This is a genomic window from Vibrio lentus, from assembly GCF_002875945.1.
In the GTDB taxonomy this organism is placed as follows: Bacteria; Pseudomonadota; Gammaproteobacteria; order Enterobacterales; family Vibrionaceae; genus Vibrio; species Vibrio apostichopi.
In genome coordinates, this window is the sequence record NZ_MCZK01000155.1 from 66167 (window position 1) to 88435 (window position 22269).

Below are 22269 nucleotides of genomic sequence, written 5' to 3' on the forward strand. Positions count from 1 at the left end.
CTTTGTTGTTTTCGTATCGAACAAGCTTGTTTGCTCAATAGAAAAAAGAAAAAAGGCGCTGAACATACAGTTCAGCGCCTTTTCAATTTTGGTTTAAGCAATGTGATTACTTAATTTCCATACCTTGAGCTTGTAAGTCAGCATGGTAAGAAGAACGTACAAACGGGCCACAAGCTGCGTGAGTGAAGCCTAGTTCAAGAGCAATCTCTTTCAGCTCATCAAACTCTGAAGGCGGCACGTAGCGCTCTACTGGTAAGTGGTGACGGCTTGGCGCAAGGTATTGGCCTAGTGTCAGCATAGTTACGCCATGTTCGCGAAGATCTTTCAGTACTTGAACGATCTCTTCTTTCGTTTCACCAAGACCCATCATCACACCTGATTTAGTTGGGATGTCTGGGTGTTGCTCTTTGAATTTTCTCAACAGATCAAGAGACCACTTGTAGTTCGCGCCTGGGCGAGCTTTACGGTATAGACGTGGTGCTGTCTCTAGGTTGTGGTTGAAAACATCTGGCGGGTTGTCTTTCATTAGATCAAGTGCAACGTCCATACGACCACGGAAATCAGGAACCAGTGTTTCAATGCGAATGTTTGGATTCTGTTCGCGAATTTCACGGTTACAGTCAGCAAAGTGCTGAGCACCACCATCACGCAGGTCATCACGGTCAACTGAAGTGATTACAACGTACTTCAGCTTCATGTCTTTAATCGTCTTAGCCAGTTTCTTCGGCTCTTCTGCTTCAGGAGCAACAGGACGACCATGGGCAACATCACAGAACGGGCAGCGACGAGTACAGATAGCGCCAAGAATCATAAACGTTGCCGTGCCGTGGTTAAAGCACTCGGCTAGGTTAGGGCAAGACGCTTCTTCACAAACTGAGTGCAGGTTGTTTTTACGCATTGCTGATTTGATTTCTTGAATACGATGGCTGTCTGAAGGAAGTTTAATCTTCATCCATGCAGGCTTACGTAAAACTTCTTTCTGTTCAGCAGGCATATTCTTTACGGGAATTAATGCCATTTTGTCAGCGTCACGATATTTAACGCCTTTTTCCATTTGGATTGGTTTGCTCATGATTTTATGCTTCTGCTGTAATGTTACTGGTGGCTTGAATGTCTACTTGGTCATAGCCGAGTAGTTCTACTAGCTCTTGTATTAACTGTTGCTCAACGCTTTCTAATTCACTGGGTCCGCCTAACTGGCTTACCTGTGCCATTTCCATACCTTGGTAACCACATGGGTTAATGCGTAGGAACGGAGACAGATCCATATCGACGTTGAGTGCGAGCCCATGAAATGAGCAGCCACGTCGAATACGTAATCCGAGTGAACAGATTTTCTTGCCATCGACATAGACACCAGGGGCGTCAGGTCGGGCAGTTGAATTTATATTGTAAGCTTTCAGAGTGTTGATTACGAGGTTCTCAATATGAGTCACCAAATCACGTACTCCGAATTTTTTGCGGCGGATGTTAATCAAAAAGTAAGCGACTAACTGACCTGGGCCGTGATAAGTCACTTGGCCACCGCGATCGCTTTGAATGACAGGGATGTCACCAGCATTTAATACATGCTCGGCTTTGCCTGCTTGTCCTTGAGTGAAGACAGGGTTGTGTTCAACCAACCAAACTTGGTCTACGTCTTCTTCTGTGCGTTCGTCTGTGAACTTATGCATGGCTTTCCATACAGGTTCGTAATCCTGACGGCCTAATTTTTTTACGATTAGCTTATTTTGCAAAGCTGCACTCCCTCAAGGATTAATAAAGTGAACGCATTATAAACGCGAAACATGATTCTAACTACAGACGGACTGCAAGGTTTTTCAACTTTCTTTGTATTTATTGAAAATTAAGTTGAATGATTTTGAGTCCGATAGGGTGTTTCAAACAAAAACAGCGGCAATAAGCCGCTGTTTTCTATGCGTAATCGTCGATTACAGAACCATACGAACGATTTCGATGTCGCCCAGTTCTTTGTATAGCGTTTCTACTTGTTCAATTGAAGTCGCAGTAATATTGATCGAAACAGAGTGGTAGTTGCCTTTCGCACTCGGTTTTAGTGTTGGGCTGTAGTCACCAGGAGCATGACGCTGGATCACTTCTAGCACGAGCTCAGTAAGCTCTGGCTTAGCATAGCCCATTACTTTGTAAGTGAATGAACAAGGGAACTCTAAGAGATCTTTTAGTTTTGCATCAGAATTGATGTTCATGATTAGCTCCAAAAGGCTAGACTCTCGCAAATTGGCGAAATGTCGATAAAAAGCGTGTTCGGTCAACAGACACGAGTAATAAGGCGGAATATTACGTGTAAATATCATCGAACTCAAGATCAACAAAAGCCGCACATGGCGGCTTTTGTTTCGTTAATGAGTAAATAAGTAATTTACTCATTAGGTTAGCTAGACAAGAAGTTTGTGTATTGCTTCGTACAAACTTATGGCTTGTTTAGAATAAACCTTTGAACAGCAGTACTAGGTAGTCCCATAGACGGCTAAATAGGCTGCCTTGGTCTACATCTTCAAGTGCAAGTAGCGGGTATTCAGCAACGTCTTCACCATCAACTTGGTAGAATAGTTTACCTACAACATCGCCTTTGCTAATTGGTGCTTCCAGTTCTTTTTCAAGAACGAAGCTAGCCTTTAGGTTTTTCGCTTGGCCACGAGGTAGAGTAACGAAAGTATCTTCGTCGACACCTAGAGCAACCGTGTCCTTACTACCCATCCAGATTTTTTCTTCAACGAATGTCTCACCAGCAGTATGTGGTGCCACTGTTTCGAAGAAACGGAAACCGTAGCTCAGTAGCTTTTTGCTTTCTGTTTTACGAGCGTTCGCATTCTTTGTGCCCATCACAACCGCAACTAGGCGCATTTTGCCTTCTGTAGCTGAGCTTACTAGGCTGTAACCTGCGTTGCTTGTATGGCCAGTTTTAATGCCATCAACGTTCATGCTCTTATCCCATAACAGACCGTTACGGTTGTACTGGGTGATGCCGTTGTAAGTAAATTTTTTCTCTGAGTAGATACGGTACTCATCAGGAACGTCGCGAATCAGTGCCTGACCAAGTAGAGCCATATCATAAGGCGTTGAGTATAGGTTTGGATTGTCTAGACCGTGCACGTTGGCGAAGTGCGTGTCTTTCATACCAATAGAGCTTGCCCAAGCGTTCATTAGGTCAACGAATGCGTCTTCAGAGCCAGCAATATGCTCAGCCATTGCAACACAAGCATCGTTACCTGATTGAATGATGATGCCACGGTTCAGTTCTTCAACTTTAACCGTTGTACCCACTTCAACGAACATCTTAGATGAGTCTGGGAAGTTTTTAGCCCAAGCGTTTTCGCTAATGACAACGTCGTCGTTTAAGTTGATGTTACCACGATCAAGCTCTTGGCCAATCACGTAGCTCGTCATCATCTTGGTTAAACTTGCTGGAGAAAGCTGAGTGTTCATTTCTTTCTCTGCTAGTACTTTGCCTGAATGGTAATCCATCAGAACAAAACCTTTAGCGGCGATTTGAGGTGCATCAGGTACAACAATAGGAGCGGCGAATGACGATGTAGCTATCGTTGCAGAAAGAGCAACAGAAGTAGCAAAAATCGATTTAACAAGTTTATTAGATTTAATCATTTTGAATGCAATTATTTGGTGAACTATTCATATATTAACAGAATCACTCTGTCACACCAGAGCGCTGATTACCAGAAGTAACTGTTAGATTAATTAGCGAGTTAGCGAGTGCTTTTTTATATAAGCTGACGGGTAACCCATTAGCTTAACTTGTTCTAATTTCTCTTGAGTCAGAGCATAGTCATGAAATGGCCCAAGCATCAGACGGTAGTTGTCGTCATTTGGCTGCAAGAACGTTGCTACAGCTAGCTTTTCGCCTAGATCTTTGGCTAACTTCTCGGTTCTATCTTCATGCGGAGATGTGGCTACCTGAATAATAAATTGAGGCAATGCAGCCTTTTTATTTGCGTCAGTTGGCATAGCTACAGTAATGACTTCTATCTCAACATTTGCTGTGCCTGTTCTCAATACATCGAGCTTGTAAGCTGCCGCATAACTAAGGTCAATGATTCGGCCTTCGTGGAATGGGCCTCGGTCATTGATACGAACAATCGTCGTTTTGTTGTTATCGGTATTTGTCACTTTTACATAGCTTGGAATGGGCAATGTTTTGTGAGCTGCTGACATGGAATACATGTCGTAGATCTCGCCATTTGAGGTTAAATGGCCATGAAATTTCTTACCGTACCAAGAGGCTTTTCCTTTCTCGGTAAACCCTTCGGTTTTTTTGACGATTTTGTAGTCTTCGCCACGCAGAGTGTAGTTAGTGTTGCCGCCTAAGCTGTAAGGTTCATACTGCGGGTGAGCGTCTTCTAGGTGCTCGACTGATATTGGCGCATCGGGCGCAATATCAGAATCAATATCGTAACGGCCTTTTTGCTCTTGGGAAGAACAACCGTTAATCAAAACTGCCAAGCCGACGATAGACAACATTTTTTTGATTGGCAGTTCATTGACCAAAGATGTTGTTAGGGGAAATGCTTTAATAGACATCAATTAGGTCGCCTTTGAGAATGCTTTTCTGTGTGTATGAATCGACATTAAAATACCAAATCCAGCCATGAGGGTAACCATCGAGGTACCGCCGTAACTGACTAGCGGAAGAGGAACCCCAACAACGGGTAGAATGCCACTTACCATGCCAATGTTTACAAAAATATAAACGAAGAAGCTCAGTACAATACTGCCAGCCATCATTCGACCAAATGCCGTTTGCGCTTGGCTCGCCAGAAATAAACCACGTCCAATAATGAAGAGGTAGATAGCGAGTAAAAACAAAATACCGATCATGCCCCATTCTTCGGCTATTACGGCAAAAATGAAGTCGGTGTGTCGCTCTGGAATAAACTCCAGCTGAGATTGCGTGCCTTGTAGCCAACCTTTTCCTGATACCCCACCAGAACCTATCGCAATTTTACTCTGAATGATGTGGTAACCCGCACCTAATGGATCTGATTCAGGATCAAAAAGGGTTCTTACACGTACTTTTTGATATTCACGCATTAAGAAGAACCACAAGATTGGAATAAACGCACCCAACGCAATTGCCGCACTCATAATTATTTTCCAGCTGATACCAGCAAGGAAGATAACGAAGATACCAGAGGCCGCAATCAGGATAGAGGTGCCTAGGTCGGGCTGTTTAGCGATGAGAATCGTGGGTACAAACACCATCACCAAGGAAATAGCTAAGGTTTGGAAAGTCGGTGGTAGTGAACGCTTACCAATAAACCTTGCCAGCATTAAAGGCACCGCAAGCTTTAGTAGCTCAGAGGGTTGGAATCGAACAAACCCGAAGTTAAGCCAACGCTGTGCTCCTTTTGAGGCTTCACCAAAGAACAACACACCGAGTAGCAAAATCACGCCGCCAGCAAATAGCAACGGAGCTAAGCTCTCGTAAGTGCGTGGTGAGATTTGAGCCAAGAAGATCATCACACCTAAAGATAGAGCCATGCGCATCGCTTGGCGATCCATCATCGCAAGGCTTTGGCCACTTGCGCTGTACATGATCAGTAGGGCAAAGCCCATTAAAACCAGAATGCCAAGCAACAGCGGCAGATCTATGTGCAGTCTTTCAAATAGGGCTCTATTTCGTCCAGTTGAAGGATCAAGTTTCATTATTTAATTGGCTCACTTTGATAATCTTCTGCAAGGATAATATGATCTAAAATCCTTCTTACTACTGGGCCACCATTGGATGAACCGCCACCTGCATTTTCTAAAACAATGGTGACCACTGCTTCAGGGTTTTCAAAAGGAGCGTAACCAGTAAAGAGGGCGTGATCGCGTAAATGCTCGGCAATCTCGTCCGCGTTATACTCTTCATCTTCTTTCAGGCCGAATACCTGTGCAGTACCGGACTTACCTGCAGAGACGTAAGACATCTTCTGGAATGAGCGTCTTGCCGTACCTTTTTTGCCGTGGTTTACCAGCTTCATGCCTTCTTGGGCAATATCCCAATACTTCTGTTTTACACCCGTTACTGGTGGGTAGGTCTCGATTTCCGAAAGAACTTGTTCATCGAATGGACGACCGTTCTCTATGGTTGAGCGTAATAAATGAGGTGCTGTTACTTCACCCTCATTAACCAATACCGAGGTCGCTTTCGCTATCTGCATAGGTGTCGCTGTCCAGTAACCTTGTCCAATACCAACGGGAATGGTGTCACCTTGATACCAAGGCACACGGTGTCGCGCCATTTTCCATTCACGGGTTGGCATGTTGGCTTTACTTTCTTCGTAGATATCAATACCAGTGTAATCACCGAAACCGAACATCATCATCCATTTGGATAAGCGGTCGATGCCTAGATCAAAGGATATTTGGTAAAAGAAAGTATCAACAGATTCTTCAATCGCTTTGACGATATCAACTTTACCGTGTCCCCAGCGCAGCCAGTCACGAAACGGTTTGGTTTTTGAATTGGGTATTTTCCAATAACCTGGGTCATTTCGTGTTGTATTGGGTGTAATCACGCCTTCTTGCAATGCTGCAACGGCAATGAAAGGTTTGATGGTTGAAGCGGGTGGGTAAATACCTAAAGTGGCTCGGTTAACCAAAGGTCGATCTTTATCCTGCAGTAGAGCGTTGTAACCCTTAGATGAAATACCGTGAACGAAGGCATTTGGGTCATAGCTTGGGCTTGATACCATCGCTAATACACCATTGTCTTTTGGATCGAGAACGATTGCTGAGCCTCTGCGTCCGTCGAGCAGTTTGTGCACGTATGTCTGCAGCTTGATATCGAGATTGAGCACGATATCTTTTCCCGGTACCGAAGGGACAAATTTCAGAGTGCGAATCACGCGCCCGCGGCTGTTGACTTCAACTTCTTGATAGCCGGCCGTTCCGTGCAACATGTCTTCGTAATAGCGTTCAATACCGAGCTTTCCGATGTCACGAGTTGCTTGATAGTTGGCGTCTTTTTCTTCTCGAACTAGGCGTTGCATGTCGCGATCGTTAATTCGCGAGACATAGCCAATTACGTGGGTGAGAACATCACCATAAGGGTAGAAACGTTTTAAAGTTCCGGTGACTTCAACGCCTGGGAATTTATGTTGGTTAACGGAGAATACAGCCACTTGCTCTTCAGTGAGCTGATTAAGAATAGGTACCGACTTAAAGCGTCGTGAATTACGACGATCACGATTAAAGCGCTCGATACGTTCAGGAGGAATCTCAATTAAGGTTTGCAAACGGATGAGTGTGTCATCCATATCTTTAATTTTTTCTGGGATGATCTCGAGGTTGAAAACTGGGCGGTTTTCCGCAAGGAGTACTCCGTTTCGATCGTAAATTAGACCGCGATTGGGCGCGATAGGCACAACCTTAATTCGGTTGTCGTTCGATCGGGTTTTATAGTCCTGATACTGATTGACCTGAATGTTATACAGGTTAACAACCAACATAGTCATCATGACTATGATCCCTATAAACGCAACAAAAGCACGGCTAGTGAATAGTCGTGCTTCTGCTTTGTAGTCACGGATTTGGCTACGTTTACGTAACATTAACGCTTATTCTCGGTGGTACGGGTGGTTAGCTGTGATGCTCCAAGCTCGATACAAGCTTTCAGCCATGATAACGCGTACTAATGGGTGAGGTAAGGTCAGTGCTGATAAAGACCAGCTTTGATCCGCTGCTGCTTTGCATGCAGGGGCTAATCCTTCAGGCCCTCCAATCAGGATGGACACATCGCGTCCATCCAATTTCCAACTTTCTAATTGCTCAGCAAGCTGTGGTGTATCCCATTTTTTACCTGGGATATCGAGCGTGACAATTCGGTTACCTTTTGGAACCGCGGCCAACATCGCTTCACCTTCTTTTTGAAGGATACGTGCAATATCGGCATTTTTGCCACGTTTACCTGCAGTGATCTCAATGAGCTCTAATGGCATGTCGTGAGGGAAGCGACGGCGATACTCTTGAAAGCCTTCTTCAACCCACTTTGGCATTTTAGTGCCAACAGCAATCAGTTGGATTTTCAACGCTTAGCTCCAAAGCTTTTCTAGTTGGTACAGCTCACGATGCTCTTCTTGCATAACGTGTAGCATGCTAGTACCCATATCTAGGACAACCCATTCGCCTTCTTTTTGGCCGTCCATACCTAGCGGTTGTAGACCTACTTTTCTTACTTCATCTGCGACATGTTGTGCAATAGAGGCAACGTGGCGCTTAGAAGTGCCAGTACAAACAATCATGAAATCAGTCACACTTGATTTGCCTTCTACATCGATAGTTACAATCGATTCTGCTTTCATGTCGTCGGCTTTGTCTGCAAGAAAGTCTTTTAGTTCTTCACGTAACACTGGGTGTTCCTTTAATCTGAATTTAGCTTTGTTTAGGGTCTGTTGACCCTAGAATATAACACGCTTTTATGCGTGAAACGGTATAGAAGCGGAAGGGATACAAAACTCTACGCTTAACTGATGAATTAGTGGCCAAGGCGACTGTTCATATTGGGTTTTTGTCATCAATTCAGCTTGAGTGAGCAACGCAAACAGGGAGTGTAATCGAGAAATCGGAACTCTTGTTAGCGCTGCGTTATAAAGAGGTTTCTTAGATTGCCATATACGGTGCTTGTCAAAAACCTGCCCGATTGGCATCTGTTTCATTTGTTGCTGCATTTGTAATAGCAGAGCAAGCTCACGCTGTATGCTACGCAGTAAGATAACGGGTTCGACACCTTCGGCTTCCAACTGACGCAGAATTCTTTGTGCACGGTTGCCTTTGCCTGCCAATAACGCATCACTCCAATGGAATGGCGTAAAGTGGTTGTGTCGACTCAGTGACTCTTCGAGTCGGACTAATGTGAGCTTTCCGTCTGGATACTGTAGAGCGAGCTTTTCAAGGCTTTGAGTCAGAGCGAAGAGGTTGCCCTCGTGCCATTGTGCCAGCATTTGAATTGCTTCAGGATCGGGCAGTAGGCCAACCTGACGACAACGCGCTTGGACAAACTGAGGTAAGCGGCTGACATCAGGAGTTAAACAGCTTACCCAATGCCCTTGGTTCGAGAGTGCTTTGAACCATTTCGCATTTTCTTGGGCTTTCGTCAGCTTCGTTCCAACCAATATCAATAAGATGTCATTGTGAATATGCTCAGAAATCGCGAGTAACTCTTTCGCAATCGCAGCGTTAACCCCAGACTCAGGCAGTTCAAGTTCGATGATCTGGCGACTCGAAAATAGACTTAATGCTTGAGTGCAGTCATAGACTTGGTTCCAGTCGAGGCTATTATCAATCGCAAAACGGTGACGTTCATCGAAGCCTTGCTCTTTGGCCGTCTTTTGAATCGCTTCTCGGCTTTCCTGTAGCAGCAAAGGCTCGTTACCAAAAATTAGGTAAACGTTGCTTAACTGCTTAGCAAGTTGCTCAGATAAACGATCAGCAAAAATACGCATCAAATGAACCTATTGCTCAATCGTTACGCTAGGCTCAGCGTCTGGTGCTGCACTTGCGTCGATCTCAACGTCGTCAATTTCGATGTTCTTGATGTTGTACTGCTTCTCAAGTTCTTTTACTTGTACGTTTTCTAGAGCTTGTAGATCCATGCTACCGGCTGCAATGTTTGCTTTCAATCGAGCCATCTGACGAAGGATCTGGCTTGTCGCAAGCTTACGCATTTCATCTTCTATCATGTCTCGCTCAACCGATTTTGCGAGTGCCGTTAGCGGGTTATCTAGGTAGCTGCGAGTTACGCTCGTTGAGAATGTCTTCGAACCAATCTCAGGGATGGTTACTCGGTAAGATGCATAGAAAGTCAGCTCTTTTTCTGCCGCTCGAGTGTTTTGGTAAAGAGACAGGGTACGCTCGCCAACACTCTCACTAATAATGTGTAAGTTAGGCGTGTTCTCAGCCGGTGGCACAATTTCTACATCATTCATGCGCAGCTGGCCTTTCATCATACGTGTGAACGTACTGTATTGGTCGTAACTGGTCACAGAGATCTTGTTGAGTTCTTCTGGTACGGAGTAATCACCACGGAGGTGGAAACCACAGGCACTTAGCAGGCTAACGGTTAAAACAACAATAGTAACTTTCAATGAAGATAGTGAAATCAGGCGCATTATTTGATGGCTCTCATGAAGGTAGAATACTTATTTAAAGGCTTTAGTTCATTTGGATTGCTGGGCTATGAATCTAAAGCGCTTAAATAAGTAGACAGGGCGATGTCGCACCCTGTCTAAAGACTGCTGAAAACAAAATAAGTTCGCTTAAGCAGTTATATGTGCAGACTAAAGCTGGTTCGCTTTAATCTGCAACTGTTAGTTAGCCAATGCTAGTTAGCTATTATTAATTAGCTACGATGTTCAGAAGCTTGCCAGGTACGAAGATAACTTTACGGATAGTTAAGCCATCTAGGAACTTCTTAGCGTTCTCATCGTTTAGACCAAGCTCACGAACTTGCTCTTCTGTCGCATCAGCAGCAACCGTTAGCTTCGCACGTAGCTTACCGTTGATCATTACAACGATAGTCTTCTCGTCTTCAACTAGCGCTTTCTCATCGAAAGTTGGCCATGTTGCTGAGTCTACGTTTGATTCACCAAGTGCAATCCACATTTCGTAAGAGATGTGCGGAGTCATTGGGTAAAGCATGCGAACCACTGCTTTTAGCGCTTCATCAAGAATTGCACGATCTTGTACAGATTCTTGTGGCGCTTTCGCTAGCTTATTCATCAGTTCCATGATTGCAGCGATGGCAGTGTTGAATGTTTGGCGACGGCCGATATCATCCGTTACTTTCGCGATAGTCTTGTGGATATCACGACGAAGTGCTTTCTGATCACCAGATAGCGCAGAAGCGTCAACAGATTCAGCTGCACCTTTAGCAGAATGAGCGTGAACCAATTTCCAAACACGTTTAAGGAAGCGGTTTGCGCCTTCAACGCCAGACTCTTGCCACTCAAGCGTCATGTCTGCAGGCGATGCAAACATCATGAATAGACGTACTGTATCAGCACCGTACTTGTCTACCATCTCTTGTGGGTCGATACCGTTGTTCTTCGACTTAGACATTTTGATCATGCCTGAGTGCTCAACGTCGCGGCCTTGATTGTCGACAGCTTTTTCAATGCGACCTTTCGCGTTACGGTCGATAGTCACGTCAGTTGGAGCAATCCACTCTTTCGTGCCTTTCTCGTTTGTGTGGTAGAACGCGTCAGCGAGAACCATGCCTTGACATAGAAGTTGCTTGAACGGTTCATCAGACGTTACGTAACCCGCATCACGAAGAAGCTTGTGGAAGAAACGAGAGTAAAGCAGGTGCATACATGCGTGCTCGATACCACCAACGTATTGGTCAACTGGCAACCAGTAGTTTGCTTTCTCTGGATCTAGAATGTCGTCAGCTTGTGGTGAACAGTAACGTGCGTAGTACCATGAAGATTCCATGAACGTATCGAACGTATCAGTTTCACGTAGCGCAGGTTCGCCATTGAATGTGGTTTCAGCCCAAGATTTGTCAGCTTTTATTGGACTAGTAACGCCATCCATTACCACGTCTTCTGGAAGAATAACGGGCAGTTGGTCTGCTGGTACTGGGTGAACTTCACCATCTTCAGTGGTTACCATTGGGATTGGAGCACCCCAGTAACGCTGACGAGACACCCCCCAGTCACGTAGACGGAAGTTTACTGTTTTCTTACCTTTGCCTTCAGCTTCAAGCTTCGCAGCGATTGCATCGAATGCTTCTTGGAATGCAAGACCATCGAATTCACCAGAATCGAACAGTACACCTTTTTCAGTGTAAGCCGCTTCAGAAACGTCTAGCTCAGAACCGTCTTCTGGCTTGATTACTGGGATGATATCGATGCCGTACTTAGTTGCGAATTCGTAGTCACGTTGATCATGAGCTGGAACCGCCATTACAGCACCTGTGCCGTAATCCATAAGAACGAAGTTAGCTACGTAAACAGGAACAACACGACCGTTAAGAGGGTGGATAGCCGTTAGGCCAGTATCCATACCTTTCTTTTCCATCGTTGCTAGTTCAGCTTCAGCCACTTTGGTGTTGCGACATTCTTCAACGAATGCTGCAAGCTCAGGGTTGCTCTGTGATGCTTTCTCTGCAAGAGGGTGACCCGCAGCGATACCGACATAAGAAACACCCATTAGTGTGTCTGGACGAGTTGTATAAACTTCTAGTGGCGCTTCTTCACCATTAACAGCGAAAGATAGCTCAACACCTTCAGAGCGACCGATCCAGTTGCGCTGCATGGTCTTAACCATTTCAGGCCAACCTTCAAGGTTGTCTAGATCATCTAGCAGCTCTTGAGCGTACTCAGTGATCTTAATGAACCACTGTGGAATCTTCTTTTGTTCTACTGGAGTATCACAACGCCAGCAGCAACCGTCTTCTACTTGCTCGTTCGCTAGTACAGTTTGGTCGTTTGGACACCAGTTAACAGAAGATGTCTTCTTGTAAACTAGGCCTTGTTCGTAAAGTTTAGTGAAGAACTCTTGTTCCCAACGGTAGTACTCAGGCGTACACGTTGCGAATTCACGTTTCCAGTCGTAACCAAAGCCTAAAAGTTTAAGCTGGTTTTTCATGTATTCGATGTTTTCGTAGGTCCACGGAGCAGGCGCTGTGTTGTTTTTTACAGCTGCATTTTCTGCAGGTAGGCCGAATGCATCCCAACCGATTGGCTGCATTACGTTTTTGCCTTGTAGACGTTGGAAACGAGATACCACATCACCGATGGTGTAGTTACGCACGTGACCCATATGCAGTCGGCCACTTGGGTACGGGAACATAGAAAGACAGTAGAATTTTTCTTTATTTGGGTCTTCACTTACAACGAAAGTCTCGCTGTCATCCCAGTGTTGTTGAACCTTTTGTTCAATCTCTTGCGGGTTATATTGTTCTTGCATCGATGGTATCCGGTTATCTTGGAATTTGTGAGTTCGGTTAGAACAGAATCTTACAGATCGTCATAGAATACCTAAAGGAGCTTAGTACAACAATAGTTATACCCTTCATACTTGCAGTTGCAGCGTGGTTGATTGCGTAAATTCAACCGAATTACTTAGGACAGCTATACTTAAGGGTATGAATTGCATTTGTTTGTTAGGAACTGGTCGCTTCACTTAAGGTCAGTTCACTAAGATAAAGCTTGGTCATCTTAAGGAGGTTGTTATGCCGAAGAAAAAAGCACTCTATGAAGAAGTCGTCGAAGAGGTGATAGAAACGCTGAAGCATAGTCCTGAAGAGCTTAACAATAAAATCGAAACGTCAGGTAAGTATGCGAAAGCAGCCAATGATATGACCAAAGACGAATTGTCATTGATTTCGGCCTACGTGAAGTCGGACTTAAAAGAGTTCTCTGAAAGCTATGAAGAGAGTAAAGGTGGTCCATTTTATTTAATGATCACGGATTCTATCTGGCAAGGACTCTTGGATATCACTGATCGTACTAAGGTGGAATGGGTCGAACTGTTTCAAGACTTAGAACATCAAGGCTTGTATCAAGCGGATGAGGTTATTGGGCTCGGGACTCTTGTCTGTGATGAGTGTGGGCATCAAACCGAATATAACCACCCAACGACGATTATTCCGTGTATTAAATGTGGCTCGACAGGGTTTAGCCGCAAAGCGCTTAAGCCATAAAAAACTGGCGACATAGCATTTGCAACTTTATACCGTAGTAATAAAAAGGGTTGACTGAATCAGCCAACCCTCAACAACTTTTCGTCTAATCTAGTCTTTTCTTCTCATAAACCAGCCAGCTACCAAACTCAGCAACGCCCAGATGTACAGCGGCCAAGTACCGACCACGTGATAAGGAGTTTGACCATCCGTTGAGATTAGCTCAGCTTTCAATACTGCGGTTTCAAACTGCGGTATTTGTTTGATGATTTTTCCTTTGTGATCCGTTACTGCCGTTACGCCATTGTTGGTTGAGCGAATAAGCGGCTTACCCAGCTCTAGAGCACGCATTTGTGCGATTTCCATATGTTGCAATGGGCCAATTGAACGGCCGAACCAAGCATCGTTAGAGAGTGTTAGAATAAAGTCAGTTTCATCTGTTACGTTTTGTCTCACTTGATCATTGAAGATGATCTCATAACAAAGCGCTGGTGCTAGATGACGACCATGTGCCACGATGTTTGGCTGAACGAAATCGCCACGGCTGAATGATGACATTGGCAAATTAAAGAACGGCGCTAACGGGCGTAGGATATCCTCAAACGGCACAAATTCACCAAATGGTAGAAGATGATGTTTATGGTAGCGTTCGTCTGGATCGTAGCTGTATTCGCCGTATGGATTGACCCCGAGAGAAAGAACACTGTTGTAGTACTTTTTATCTTCAGATTGATTCAGCACGCCAGTAATGATTGAGCTGTTGTTCATCTTTGCTGCGCTATCTAAGTTACGTAGGAAAGATGGAATCTCAACTTCGAATGCTGGAATAGCGGCTTCAGGCCAAATGATGATATCAGCATCCCAGTTTTCTCTACTTAAATCGGTGTACTTCATCATCGTTGGCCAGCGATGGCTAGGTAGCCATTTGCTGTCTTGGTCGACGTTACCTTGAATCAATACCACTGAGGTGGTTTTTTCAGGGTTCGGTGTCACCCAATCGATATTTCGAAGACCGAAACCAGTACTAAACACAACAGCAGGGATGACAGCGACACTCCACGCCTTGTTGATGACCGTATAAGCGAGTGCAGAGGCTGATACAATAATCGCTAGCGTCACCAGATCGACACCACCAATCGGTGCGAATGAGCCTAATGGCGAGTCGATTTGACTATAACCTAGCCATAACCACGGGAAGCCAGTCATTACCCAACCGCGTAGCCAATCACAGATTAACCATAGTGCAGGGGCAGCAAGAAAAAATCGGCTTAGGTTATTGCTCGGAAAGAATTTGTTTAAACTCCAAGTAAATAGACCGGAGTAGACCGCAAGATAACCAACAAGCAATGCCATTAAGAATACATTGGCAGCCAGAGGCATTCCGCCAAAGCCATCAATACTGACGTATACCCAGCTAATACCAGTCGTGAATTGGCCTAAGCCCCATGCGTAACCAATCCAAAGCGCACTTTTTGGAGAGCAATTGTTGGTCAGTAACAGCAATAACGCTGGGCTGAGAATAGCAAGGGGCCATATTGAATATGGAGCGAATGAAAGGGTAGTTATAGCGCCAACAAAAACGGCCGCAAGCGGCCGTAATAGGCGATGATTAAATAGTTTAGTCATCTAATTTCTGTCATCTCTTTAGAGAGAAGTTGTTATTCTTCGATAGTTGGAAGAGGTTGTTCGTCAGGTATCGTTACCTGCAACTGAATCACACGACGGTTATCAGCTGATGTCACTTTGAAATGGTAGTTTTCGATTTCTACAATTTCGCCACGAACCGGTAAGTGACCTAATGCTGTCATTACCATGCCGCCGACTGTATCCACTTCGTCATCACTGAAAGAGGTCTCAAACGTATCGTTGAAATCTTCAATAGTGGTTAAAGCTTTAACAGCGAAGGTATGCTTACTCAGCTTACGAATATCTACTTCTTCTTCATCGTCGAACTCGTCTTCAATTTCACCAACGATTTCTTCGAGGATATCTTCAATGGTTACCAGGCCAGAAACACCGCCAAACTCATCGACAACGATAGACATGTGGTAACGCTCTTCTTGGAATTCTTTGAGCAGGCGATCAACTCGCTTACTTTCAGGAACAACCACGACAGGGCGAATCACTTGTTCGATATCAAATGGGGCACTTTCTGAACCCAAATACTTAAGTAGGTCCTTCGCTAATAGAATGCCTTCAACATGGTCTTTATCTTCACTGATCACTGGGTAGCGAGAGTGTTGAGCATCAGTAATAAGCGCAATCAACGTATCTAAATCGTCGGTGCGTTCAACTGTAACCATTTGAGAGCGAGGCAGCATGATATCGCGTACTCGCATCTCTGAAATTTCCATAACACCTTCGAGCATGTCGCGAGTGTCGTGGTCAATTAGGTCATTAATTTCAGAACCGCGGATAACATCCACAAGTTCTTGGCGATCTTTAACTTCGCCTTGAAATATTTGGCCTAGACGTTCAAAGAAGGACTTTCTACTCGGACCTTCAGATTTTTTACTTCCCTCAGAAGTGGGGGGGTTACCTTCGTTCATGATTTCTCAAAAAATAACGCTATCAGAAGTGTGATAGCACACATTAAAACTCAGATTCCTGTAAAAATAACAGGTTCGATGAGTTCTTGTTTCTCTGCAATCTACGTTACTAGAGTCAATTTACTTTTCTAGAATGTAAGGGTCTTCAAAGCCCATAGTTTGCATGATTTCTGTCTCGAGTGACTCCATCTCTTCAGCTTCATCATCTTCGATATGATCATAACCTAGCAGATGCAGACTGCCATGTACAACCATATGAGCCCAGTGTGCTAGCAGAGGCTTATTTTGCTCTTCTGCTTCTTTTTCGACAACTTGGCGGCAGATAATAAGGTCACCCAATAGATCTAATTCCATTCCTGGTGGCGCTTCAAATGGGAAAGACAGCACGTTAGTTGGCTTATCTTTTCCACGATAGTCATGGTTGAGCTGGTGGCTTTCTTCTGTATCAACAATACGAACGGTGAGCTCGGCATTCTCTTGAAACTGAGGAATTGTCTTATCCAACCAAAGCTGAATATCTTGTTCGGTTGGAAGACCTTGCTCATTTTCGACCGCTATTTGCAGGTCTAGTTCAATAGACATCTATTTATCACCTTGTTCTGCAATTACAGAGCTATTTTGTGTTGCTAATTGTGTCGTAACGGCTTGTTGAGCCTCAAGAAGCTTGGCTTCGCGTTCTTCACGCTTACGTTGTTCAAACTCTTTGCGCTCTTTCTGGTCTTTTGCTTCCCACTTCTCGTACGCATTGACGATACGAGCAACCACAGGGTGACGCACTACGTCTTCAGACATGAAGAAGTTAAAGCTAATGTCATCAACGTCACTGAGTACTTCAGTTGCGTGACGTAGGCCTGACTTCGCACCGCGAGGTAAATCGATTTGAGTGATATCACCGGTGATAACAGCGCGTGAGTTAAAACCAATACGGGTTAAGAACATTTTCATCTGTTCTACCGTGGTGTTTTGGCTCTCGTCAAGAATGATAAATGCATCATTCAGTGTACGACCACGCATGTAAGCCAGAGGTGCAACTTCAATCACGTTACGCTCAATCAGCTTCTCAACACGCTCAAAACCAAGCATCTCAAAGAGTGCATCGTAAAGTGGACGTAAATATGGATCGACTTTCTGGCTCAGATCACCAGGAAGGAAACCAAGCTTCTCACCCGCTTCAACGGCAGGGCGAGTCAGTAGGATTCGGCGAACCTCTTGACGTTCGAGAGCATCGACCGCTGCCGCGACTGCTAAGTACGTTTTACCTGTACCAGCAGGGCCAATACCAAAGGTGATGTCATGAGTGACCATGTTCATCAAGTATTGAGCTTGGTTGGGTGTACGTGGCTTGATAACGCCTTTTTTAGTCTTAATGGTCACTTCTTTGCCGTAGTCGATTTCAGACTCGACATGTTGCTCCAAAATGCCTGACTCGGTAACTGCTAGGTGCACCTGCTCAGGTTCAATATCGGACACGTTGCCTTTGACCTGAGCCGTTTCTACATAGAGGTGCTTGATGATATCTAAAGCGGCCGCTGTGGTGTGGGGCTTACCTACTATGGTGAAAAAGTTATTACGGTAATTAATTTCAACGCCAAGGCGGCGTTCAAGGTGTTTGATATTGTCGTCGAATGGACCACATAAGCTTGCTAAGCGTAGGTTGTCGGCAGGTTCTAGATTGATCTCTAAAGTAACGATTTTATTGCTCAAATTAGCCTCTCATTTTGTGCCACTCACTCTTAAATAAAAAAAAGAGCAAGAAGCCCGATATAGACCGGGCTTCTGATGGTGATTCCCTATTTCTAAGATGGTCACTTAGTTAGGTAATTTCAAGCTTTTCGTTTGAGCTTTGTTCTCAAACGTTATCTGACTAAGGCGTAAATGTCGCTACACCTAGCTCATCTTCGCGTTTTGTTTTTTCCATCATTTCTGCTGGAGTCATTGCCACGCGTAGGCCCATGTCTTTTTCTGTACGAACCAGTTCACCACGAAGTGAGTTGGTATAAACCTCAGTAATCTTAACGTCTACGAATTGACCGATAAGATCAGCAGAACCTTCAAAGTTCACGACACGGCTGTTTTCAGTACGGCCACGAAGTTCCATTAGGTTCTTTCTTGAAGGACCTTCTACAAGAATACGTTGCTCTGTACCTAACATTAGGCGAGAGAAGCGCATAGCTTGAGTGTTCACCGTTTGTTGCAGCTCGTATAGACGATCTTTCTTCTCTTGTGCTGGCACATCACATGGGTAATCTGCAGCCGGTGTACCTGGACGAGGAGAGAAAACAAAGCTGAAGCTCATATCGAAATCAACTTCTTTGATCAGTTTCATCGTATCTTGGAAGTCTTGCTTAGACTCCCCAGGGAAACCAACGATAAAGTCAGAGCTGATTTGAATATCAGGGCGAGCTTTGCGCAGTTTACGGATGATAGATTTGTATTCGATTGCCGTATGTGGACGTTTCATCATTGTTAGAATGCGGTCACTACCACTTTGTACTGGTAAGTGAAGGAAGCTCACAAGCTCAGGTGTGTCTTTGTAAACTTCAATGATGTCGTCGCCGAACTCAAGCGGGTGGCTTGTTGTGAAACGAATACGGTCGATACCATCAATAGACGCAACTAGGCGAAGTAGTTCTGCAAATGTGCAGATGTCGCCTTCGTGAGTTGGACCACGGAATGCGTTTACGTTTTGGCCAAGTAGGTTTACTTCACGCACACCTTGTTCTGCTAGTTGTGCAACTTCGTAGAGTACATCATCCATTGGACGGCTAACTTCTTCACCACGAGTATATGGCACAACACAGTAAGTACAGTACTTAGAACAACCTTCCATGATAGAAACGTACGCCGTTGCGCCGTCTGCTTTTGGCTCTGGAAGATTATCGAATTTTTCGATCTCAGGGAATGAGATGTCCATTACAGGTTTTTCGTTAGACAGAGATGATTTAATCATTTCTGGCAGACGGTGTAATGTTTGAGGGCCAAAGATTACGTCAACATAAGGTGCGCGTTGACGGATATGGTCACCTTCTTGAGTTGCTACACAGCCACCCACACCGATCACCACACCTTCTTTTTTATCTTTAAGTGTTTTCCAACGACCAAGCTGGTGGAATACCTTTTCTTGCGCTTTTTCACGAATAGAACAAGTATTCAGGAGTAGTACGTCTGCTTCCTCAGGTACTTCAGTTAGCTCATAGCCATTTGCAGCGTTAAGCAGGTCAGCCATTTTTGATGAATCGTATTCATTCATCTGACAGCCCCAAGTTTTAATTAGCAGTTTCTTACTCATTTTTTGTTCGCTCGATCGTTAGTTTAATTTAAGGGAGCAAATCGCCCAGTATTCATCTGCAAGTGCCGTTTGTCATATTAACTCATTCAGCTTTTATGACTAGCTCTGGCAGCAAGCCGCGTATTGTACTGGTTTCAAAACCGACTGACTAGTAGTCTGATAAAATCTCTTCGGTAGTGGTTTTTATTATCGTTAACGCTAGGTACAGCAAGGGGTAACCCTTTTTTCGAATAAGGTTTTTGGTTACAAGTTAGTTGTGAAAACGTACAATCGAAAACAGTCAAAGAATCAAAATGATAAGTACAAAATATGAACAGTTACGACATTGTAGTAGTGGGTGGTGGCATGGTTGGTGCTGCGACGGCAATCGGCTTTGCTAAACAAGGACTGAATGTTGCCGTGATCGAAGGCTTTGCTCCAAAAGCTTATGATGACTCACAAGCGATGGATATCCGTGTATCAGCAATTTCTCAGGCTTCAGTTGATTTGCTTGAAGAGTTGGGTGCATGGCAAAGTATCGCTGCAATGCGTGTCTGTTCTTACAAGCGTTTGGAAACTTGGGAGCACCCAGAGTGTCGTACTCGTTTTGATGCTGCATCTCTTGATTTACCTCGTTTAGGTTACATCGTTGAGAATCGATTAATCCAGTTGGGTTTATGGGCTCAGTTTGAAGCATATGATAATTTAACGATCTTATGCCCAGAGAAATTAGACACGATTGAATTTGGCGAAACCAATATCGTCAAGCTTCAATCTGGTTCGCAGCTATCAGCGAAGTGGGTGATTGGCGCTGATGGCGCAAATTCAGCCGTTCGTCAGCAAGCTGGGATTGGTATTACGGCTTGGGATTACCGACAGCACTGCATGCTTATCAATGTAGAAACGGAACTTCCTCAGCAAGATATTACTTGGCAACAGTTTTTACCGAGTGGACCTCGTTCATTTTTGCCATTGTGTTCTCTAACTTCTGACGGTCAAGAAGTCGGGCAGGGGTCGTTGGTTTGGTATGACTCCCCATCTCGTATTAAGCAACTTTCTGCGATGAGCCCAGAAAAATTACGTAATGAAGTTATCATTAGCTTCCCTAGTGAATTGGGTGATGTAAAAGTGTTGAATGCAGGTTCATTCCCTTTGACTCGACGTCATGCTCAATCATACTTCAAGAATAATTGTATTCTTGTAGGGGACTCTGCACATACGATTAACCCTCTAGCAGGTCAAGGTGTGAACTTGGGCTTTAAAGATGTGGCTGCACTATTGGATATCACCAAAGAGAAAGGTGAATTGAATCAATCTGTGGCGAGACGCTATGAAGTGATCAGAAGAGGTGACAATCTAATGATGCAAAGTGGCATGGACTTTTTCTACAAAACGTTCAGTAATGATATTGGCCCGCTCAAGTTTGTGCGTAATGCTGCACTAAAGCTAGCAGAAAACTCAGGGCCGATTAAATCACAGGTGCTTAAATACGCTTTAGGGTTATGATTCGCTAGTCCAAATTATCTGGTTATAAAAAGAAGGAGAGCAGAGGCTCTCCTTTTTTGATCTTGTGATAGTGCTTAGTGCTATTGCGTCACACAAACAGGTGCATCAATGGTTAAAGAGCATCCAGTATAAATGAGAGAGCCATCTTCAACATTTCGTTTGAATGACGTGAGGTTGTTGGAGTGCTGGTTTGCGGAGATAAGCCATTGTCCGTCATTCGTGATATGAAAGTCGCGAGGGAACTTGCCTTCAACATCGTAACTGTCCATAAAAATGAGCTTTTGAGTGACTGAGTCTATTCGAAAACAACTGATTCTTGATTGATGTCGGCAAGACACATAAAGGAATTGCTCATCTGGCGATAGCTTAATTGCAGCCGCTGCTTCCCCTTTCTCCATGTTAGGAAGTGCATCAACCTCTTCCACAATATTCCACACCCCTAAAGATTTTTCCAAAATCAATATCGTTTCAGAGAGTTCACACATCACATAGGCTCGATCTTCAGCTTGGTTAAATATTAGGTGACGAGGTCCATTCCCTGCTGGCACTTTAATAGACTGCATCGGCTCATCAAGGAATTCTTCTTGTTCTTCGTCAAAGCAATAGAAGTTGATTCGATCGGCTCCGAGATCGACGGTGACAAACTGCGGAGAGTTCTTCAGGAAAAGGCTTTGATGAGCATGTGGGCCAGTTTGTCTTTCTGCATTAGGTCCAGAACCAACCATCTTGAGCGTTTTGAGTCGTTTATCGATATTGCCATTGATACTTAAACTAAAGATATCGAATGTCCCTGATGAATATTGCGATGTAATAGCAAACTTATTGTGGGGATCTATCGTGATATGACAAGGATGCTCTCCTGAAATTGGTTCAGCATTTGACGCTATTTTTGAATCAGCATTAGGTATATGAATTAGCTGTGGTTGTATTTTCTGGTCAACTTCAGAAGCTGTGTAGACCCCCAGCTTTGTCGTGGTGACAAACGAGGGGTTAGTGCAGGCTGCCATAAGCTCCAAAGGTAGCAGCGTTCCCGTTTCCAGATCTAACTGAGTTTGATAGACACCTTGGCTCTTACTTGGAGAGTCTGTGTAGCAACCGATCGTTAAAGGGAGGGTTTTCATAGGCAATCATACTCAATTAGGAAGTGGAGCAGACATTGTCTAATAAAATCGCAATAAAAGTGAGGTTATAGAAGAGAATACTTGGTGACTTGGCTTGCAGATTTACATATTCCAGATAAAACAAAACCCAGCTAAAAAGCTGGGTTTCATTCAATGATGGTGCGGTCGGAGAGACTT

The 22269-nt window shown here is 44.4% G+C and carries 20 protein-coding genes; 2 read left to right on the plus strand and 18 right to left on the minus strand.

The window, feature by feature from the left end; all coding sequences use genetic code 11:
- Positions 1-106: 106 nt before the first annotated feature.
- The 12 genes from lipA to leuS form a co-directional block, all read right to left on the minus strand.
- The gene (gene lipA, locus BCT49_RS19105; RefSeq protein ID WP_017110197.1) at positions 107-1072 is read right to left on the minus strand and encodes a lipoyl synthase; all 966 of its coding nucleotides are present in this window, start codon (positions 1070-1072) and stop codon (positions 107-109) included.
- 4 nt (positions 1073-1076) lie between these two features.
- Positions 1077-1736, minus strand: a complete 660-nt coding sequence (gene lipB / locus BCT49_RS19110; protein WP_076668146.1) for a lipoyl(octanoyl) transferase LipB — start codon at positions 1734-1736, stop codon at positions 1077-1079.
- Positions 1737-1931: 195 nt separating this feature from the next.
- Positions 1932-2210, minus strand: coding sequence for a DUF493 family protein YbeD (gene ybeD, locus BCT49_RS19115; protein WP_029223455.1), 279 nt, complete (start codon positions 2208-2210; stop codon positions 1932-1934).
- Between the two features lie 232 nt (positions 2211-2442).
- Positions 2443-3624, minus strand: coding sequence for a serine hydrolase (locus BCT49_RS19120; RefSeq protein WP_017068508.1), 1182 nt, complete (start codon positions 3622-3624; stop codon positions 2443-2445).
- A gap of 93 nt (positions 3625-3717) precedes the next feature.
- A complete protein-coding gene (locus BCT49_RS19125; protein ID WP_102437487.1) occupies positions 3718-4557 on the minus strand; it encodes a septal ring lytic transglycosylase RlpA family protein in 840 nt (279 codons plus the stop codon).
- Between the two features lie 3 nt (positions 4558-4560).
- Positions 4561-5682, minus strand: a complete 1122-nt coding sequence (rodA, locus tag BCT49_RS19130) for a rod shape-determining protein RodA (RefSeq protein WP_102437490.1) — start codon at positions 5680-5682, stop codon at positions 4561-4563.
- Positions 5682-7574 carry a penicillin-binding protein 2 gene (gene mrdA / locus BCT49_RS19135; protein WP_102437492.1) on the minus strand — a complete coding sequence of 631 codons (1893 nt, stop codon included), beginning with the start codon at positions 7572-7574 and terminating at the stop codon, positions 5682-5684. Before mrdA ends, rodA begins: the two co-directional genes overlap by 1 nt.
- A gap of 6 nt (positions 7575-7580) precedes the next feature.
- The gene (rlmH, locus tag BCT49_RS19140) at positions 7581-8051 is read right to left on the minus strand and encodes a 23S rRNA (pseudouridine(1915)-N(3))-methyltransferase RlmH (RefSeq protein WP_065104956.1); all 471 of its coding nucleotides are present in this window, start codon (positions 8049-8051) and stop codon (positions 7581-7583) included.
- 3 nt (positions 8052-8054) lie between these two features.
- Positions 8055-8372 carry a ribosome silencing factor gene (gene rsfS, locus BCT49_RS19145; RefSeq protein WP_017104431.1) on the minus strand — a complete coding sequence of 106 codons (318 nt, stop codon included), beginning with the start codon at positions 8370-8372 and terminating at the stop codon, positions 8055-8057.
- Between the two features lie 66 nt (positions 8373-8438).
- The gene (holA, locus tag BCT49_RS19150) at positions 8439-9464 is read right to left on the minus strand and encodes a DNA polymerase III subunit delta (RefSeq protein ID WP_102437494.1); all 1026 of its coding nucleotides are present in this window, start codon (positions 9462-9464) and stop codon (positions 8439-8441) included.
- Between the two features lie 9 nt (positions 9465-9473).
- A complete protein-coding gene (lptE, locus tag BCT49_RS19155; protein ID WP_102437496.1) occupies positions 9474-10130 on the minus strand; it encodes an LPS assembly lipoprotein LptE in 657 nt (218 codons plus the stop codon).
- A gap of 226 nt (positions 10131-10356) precedes the next feature.
- Positions 10357-12933: a leucine--tRNA ligase gene (leuS, locus tag BCT49_RS19160; RefSeq protein WP_102437498.1), complete on the minus strand. Its 2577-nt coding sequence runs from the start codon at positions 12931-12933 to the stop codon at positions 10357-10359.
- A 265-nt stretch (positions 12934-13198) separates the two neighbouring features.
- On the opposite strand from leuS, the gene BCT49_RS19165 reads away from it, so the two are divergent.
- Entirely contained in the window at positions 13199-13669 is a 471-nt protein-coding gene (locus tag BCT49_RS19165; protein ID WP_017104427.1) for a zinc ribbon-containing protein, read from the plus strand.
- Positions 13670-13759: 90 nt separating this feature from the next.
- Here the strand turns inward: BCT49_RS19165 and lnt are convergent, their stop codons facing one another.
- The 5 genes from lnt to miaB form a co-directional block, all read right to left on the minus strand.
- Positions 13760-15274: an apolipoprotein N-acyltransferase gene (gene lnt / locus BCT49_RS19170; protein ID WP_102437500.1), complete on the minus strand. Its 1515-nt coding sequence runs from the start codon at positions 15272-15274 to the stop codon at positions 13760-13762.
- 32 nt (positions 15275-15306) lie between these two features.
- Entirely contained in the window at positions 15307-16197 is an 891-nt protein-coding gene (gene corC, locus BCT49_RS19175) for a CNNM family magnesium/cobalt transport protein CorC (protein WP_017104425.1), read from the minus strand.
- A gap of 120 nt (positions 16198-16317) precedes the next feature.
- A complete protein-coding gene (gene ybeY / locus BCT49_RS19180) occupies positions 16318-16779 on the minus strand; it encodes an rRNA maturation RNase YbeY (RefSeq protein WP_065113503.1) in 462 nt (153 codons plus the stop codon).
- Positions 16780-17901 carry a PhoH family protein gene (locus BCT49_RS19185; RefSeq protein ID WP_102437502.1) on the minus strand — a complete coding sequence of 374 codons (1122 nt, stop codon included), beginning with the start codon at positions 17899-17901 and terminating at the stop codon, positions 16780-16782. It lies immediately after the preceding gene.
- A gap of 160 nt (positions 17902-18061) precedes the next feature.
- Positions 18062-19486: a tRNA (N6-isopentenyl adenosine(37)-C2)-methylthiotransferase MiaB gene (gene miaB / locus BCT49_RS19190; RefSeq protein WP_017104422.1), complete on the minus strand. Its 1425-nt coding sequence runs from the start codon at positions 19484-19486 to the stop codon at positions 18062-18064.
- 309 nt (positions 19487-19795) lie between these two features.
- On the opposite strand from miaB, the gene BCT49_RS19195 reads away from it, so the two are divergent.
- Positions 19796-20971, plus strand: a complete 1176-nt coding sequence (locus BCT49_RS19195; RefSeq protein ID WP_102437504.1) for a 2-octaprenyl-3-methyl-6-methoxy-1,4-benzoquinol hydroxylase — start codon at positions 19796-19798, stop codon at positions 20969-20971.
- A gap of 80 nt (positions 20972-21051) precedes the next feature.
- On the opposite strand, the gene BCT49_RS19200 is transcribed toward BCT49_RS19195, so the two are convergent.
- Positions 21052-22092 (minus strand): lactonase family protein, encoded by a 1041-nt coding sequence (locus tag BCT49_RS19200; protein WP_102437506.1) that lies wholly within the window; start codon positions 22090-22092, stop codon positions 21052-21054.
- Between the last annotated feature and the right edge of the window lie 177 nt (positions 22093-22269).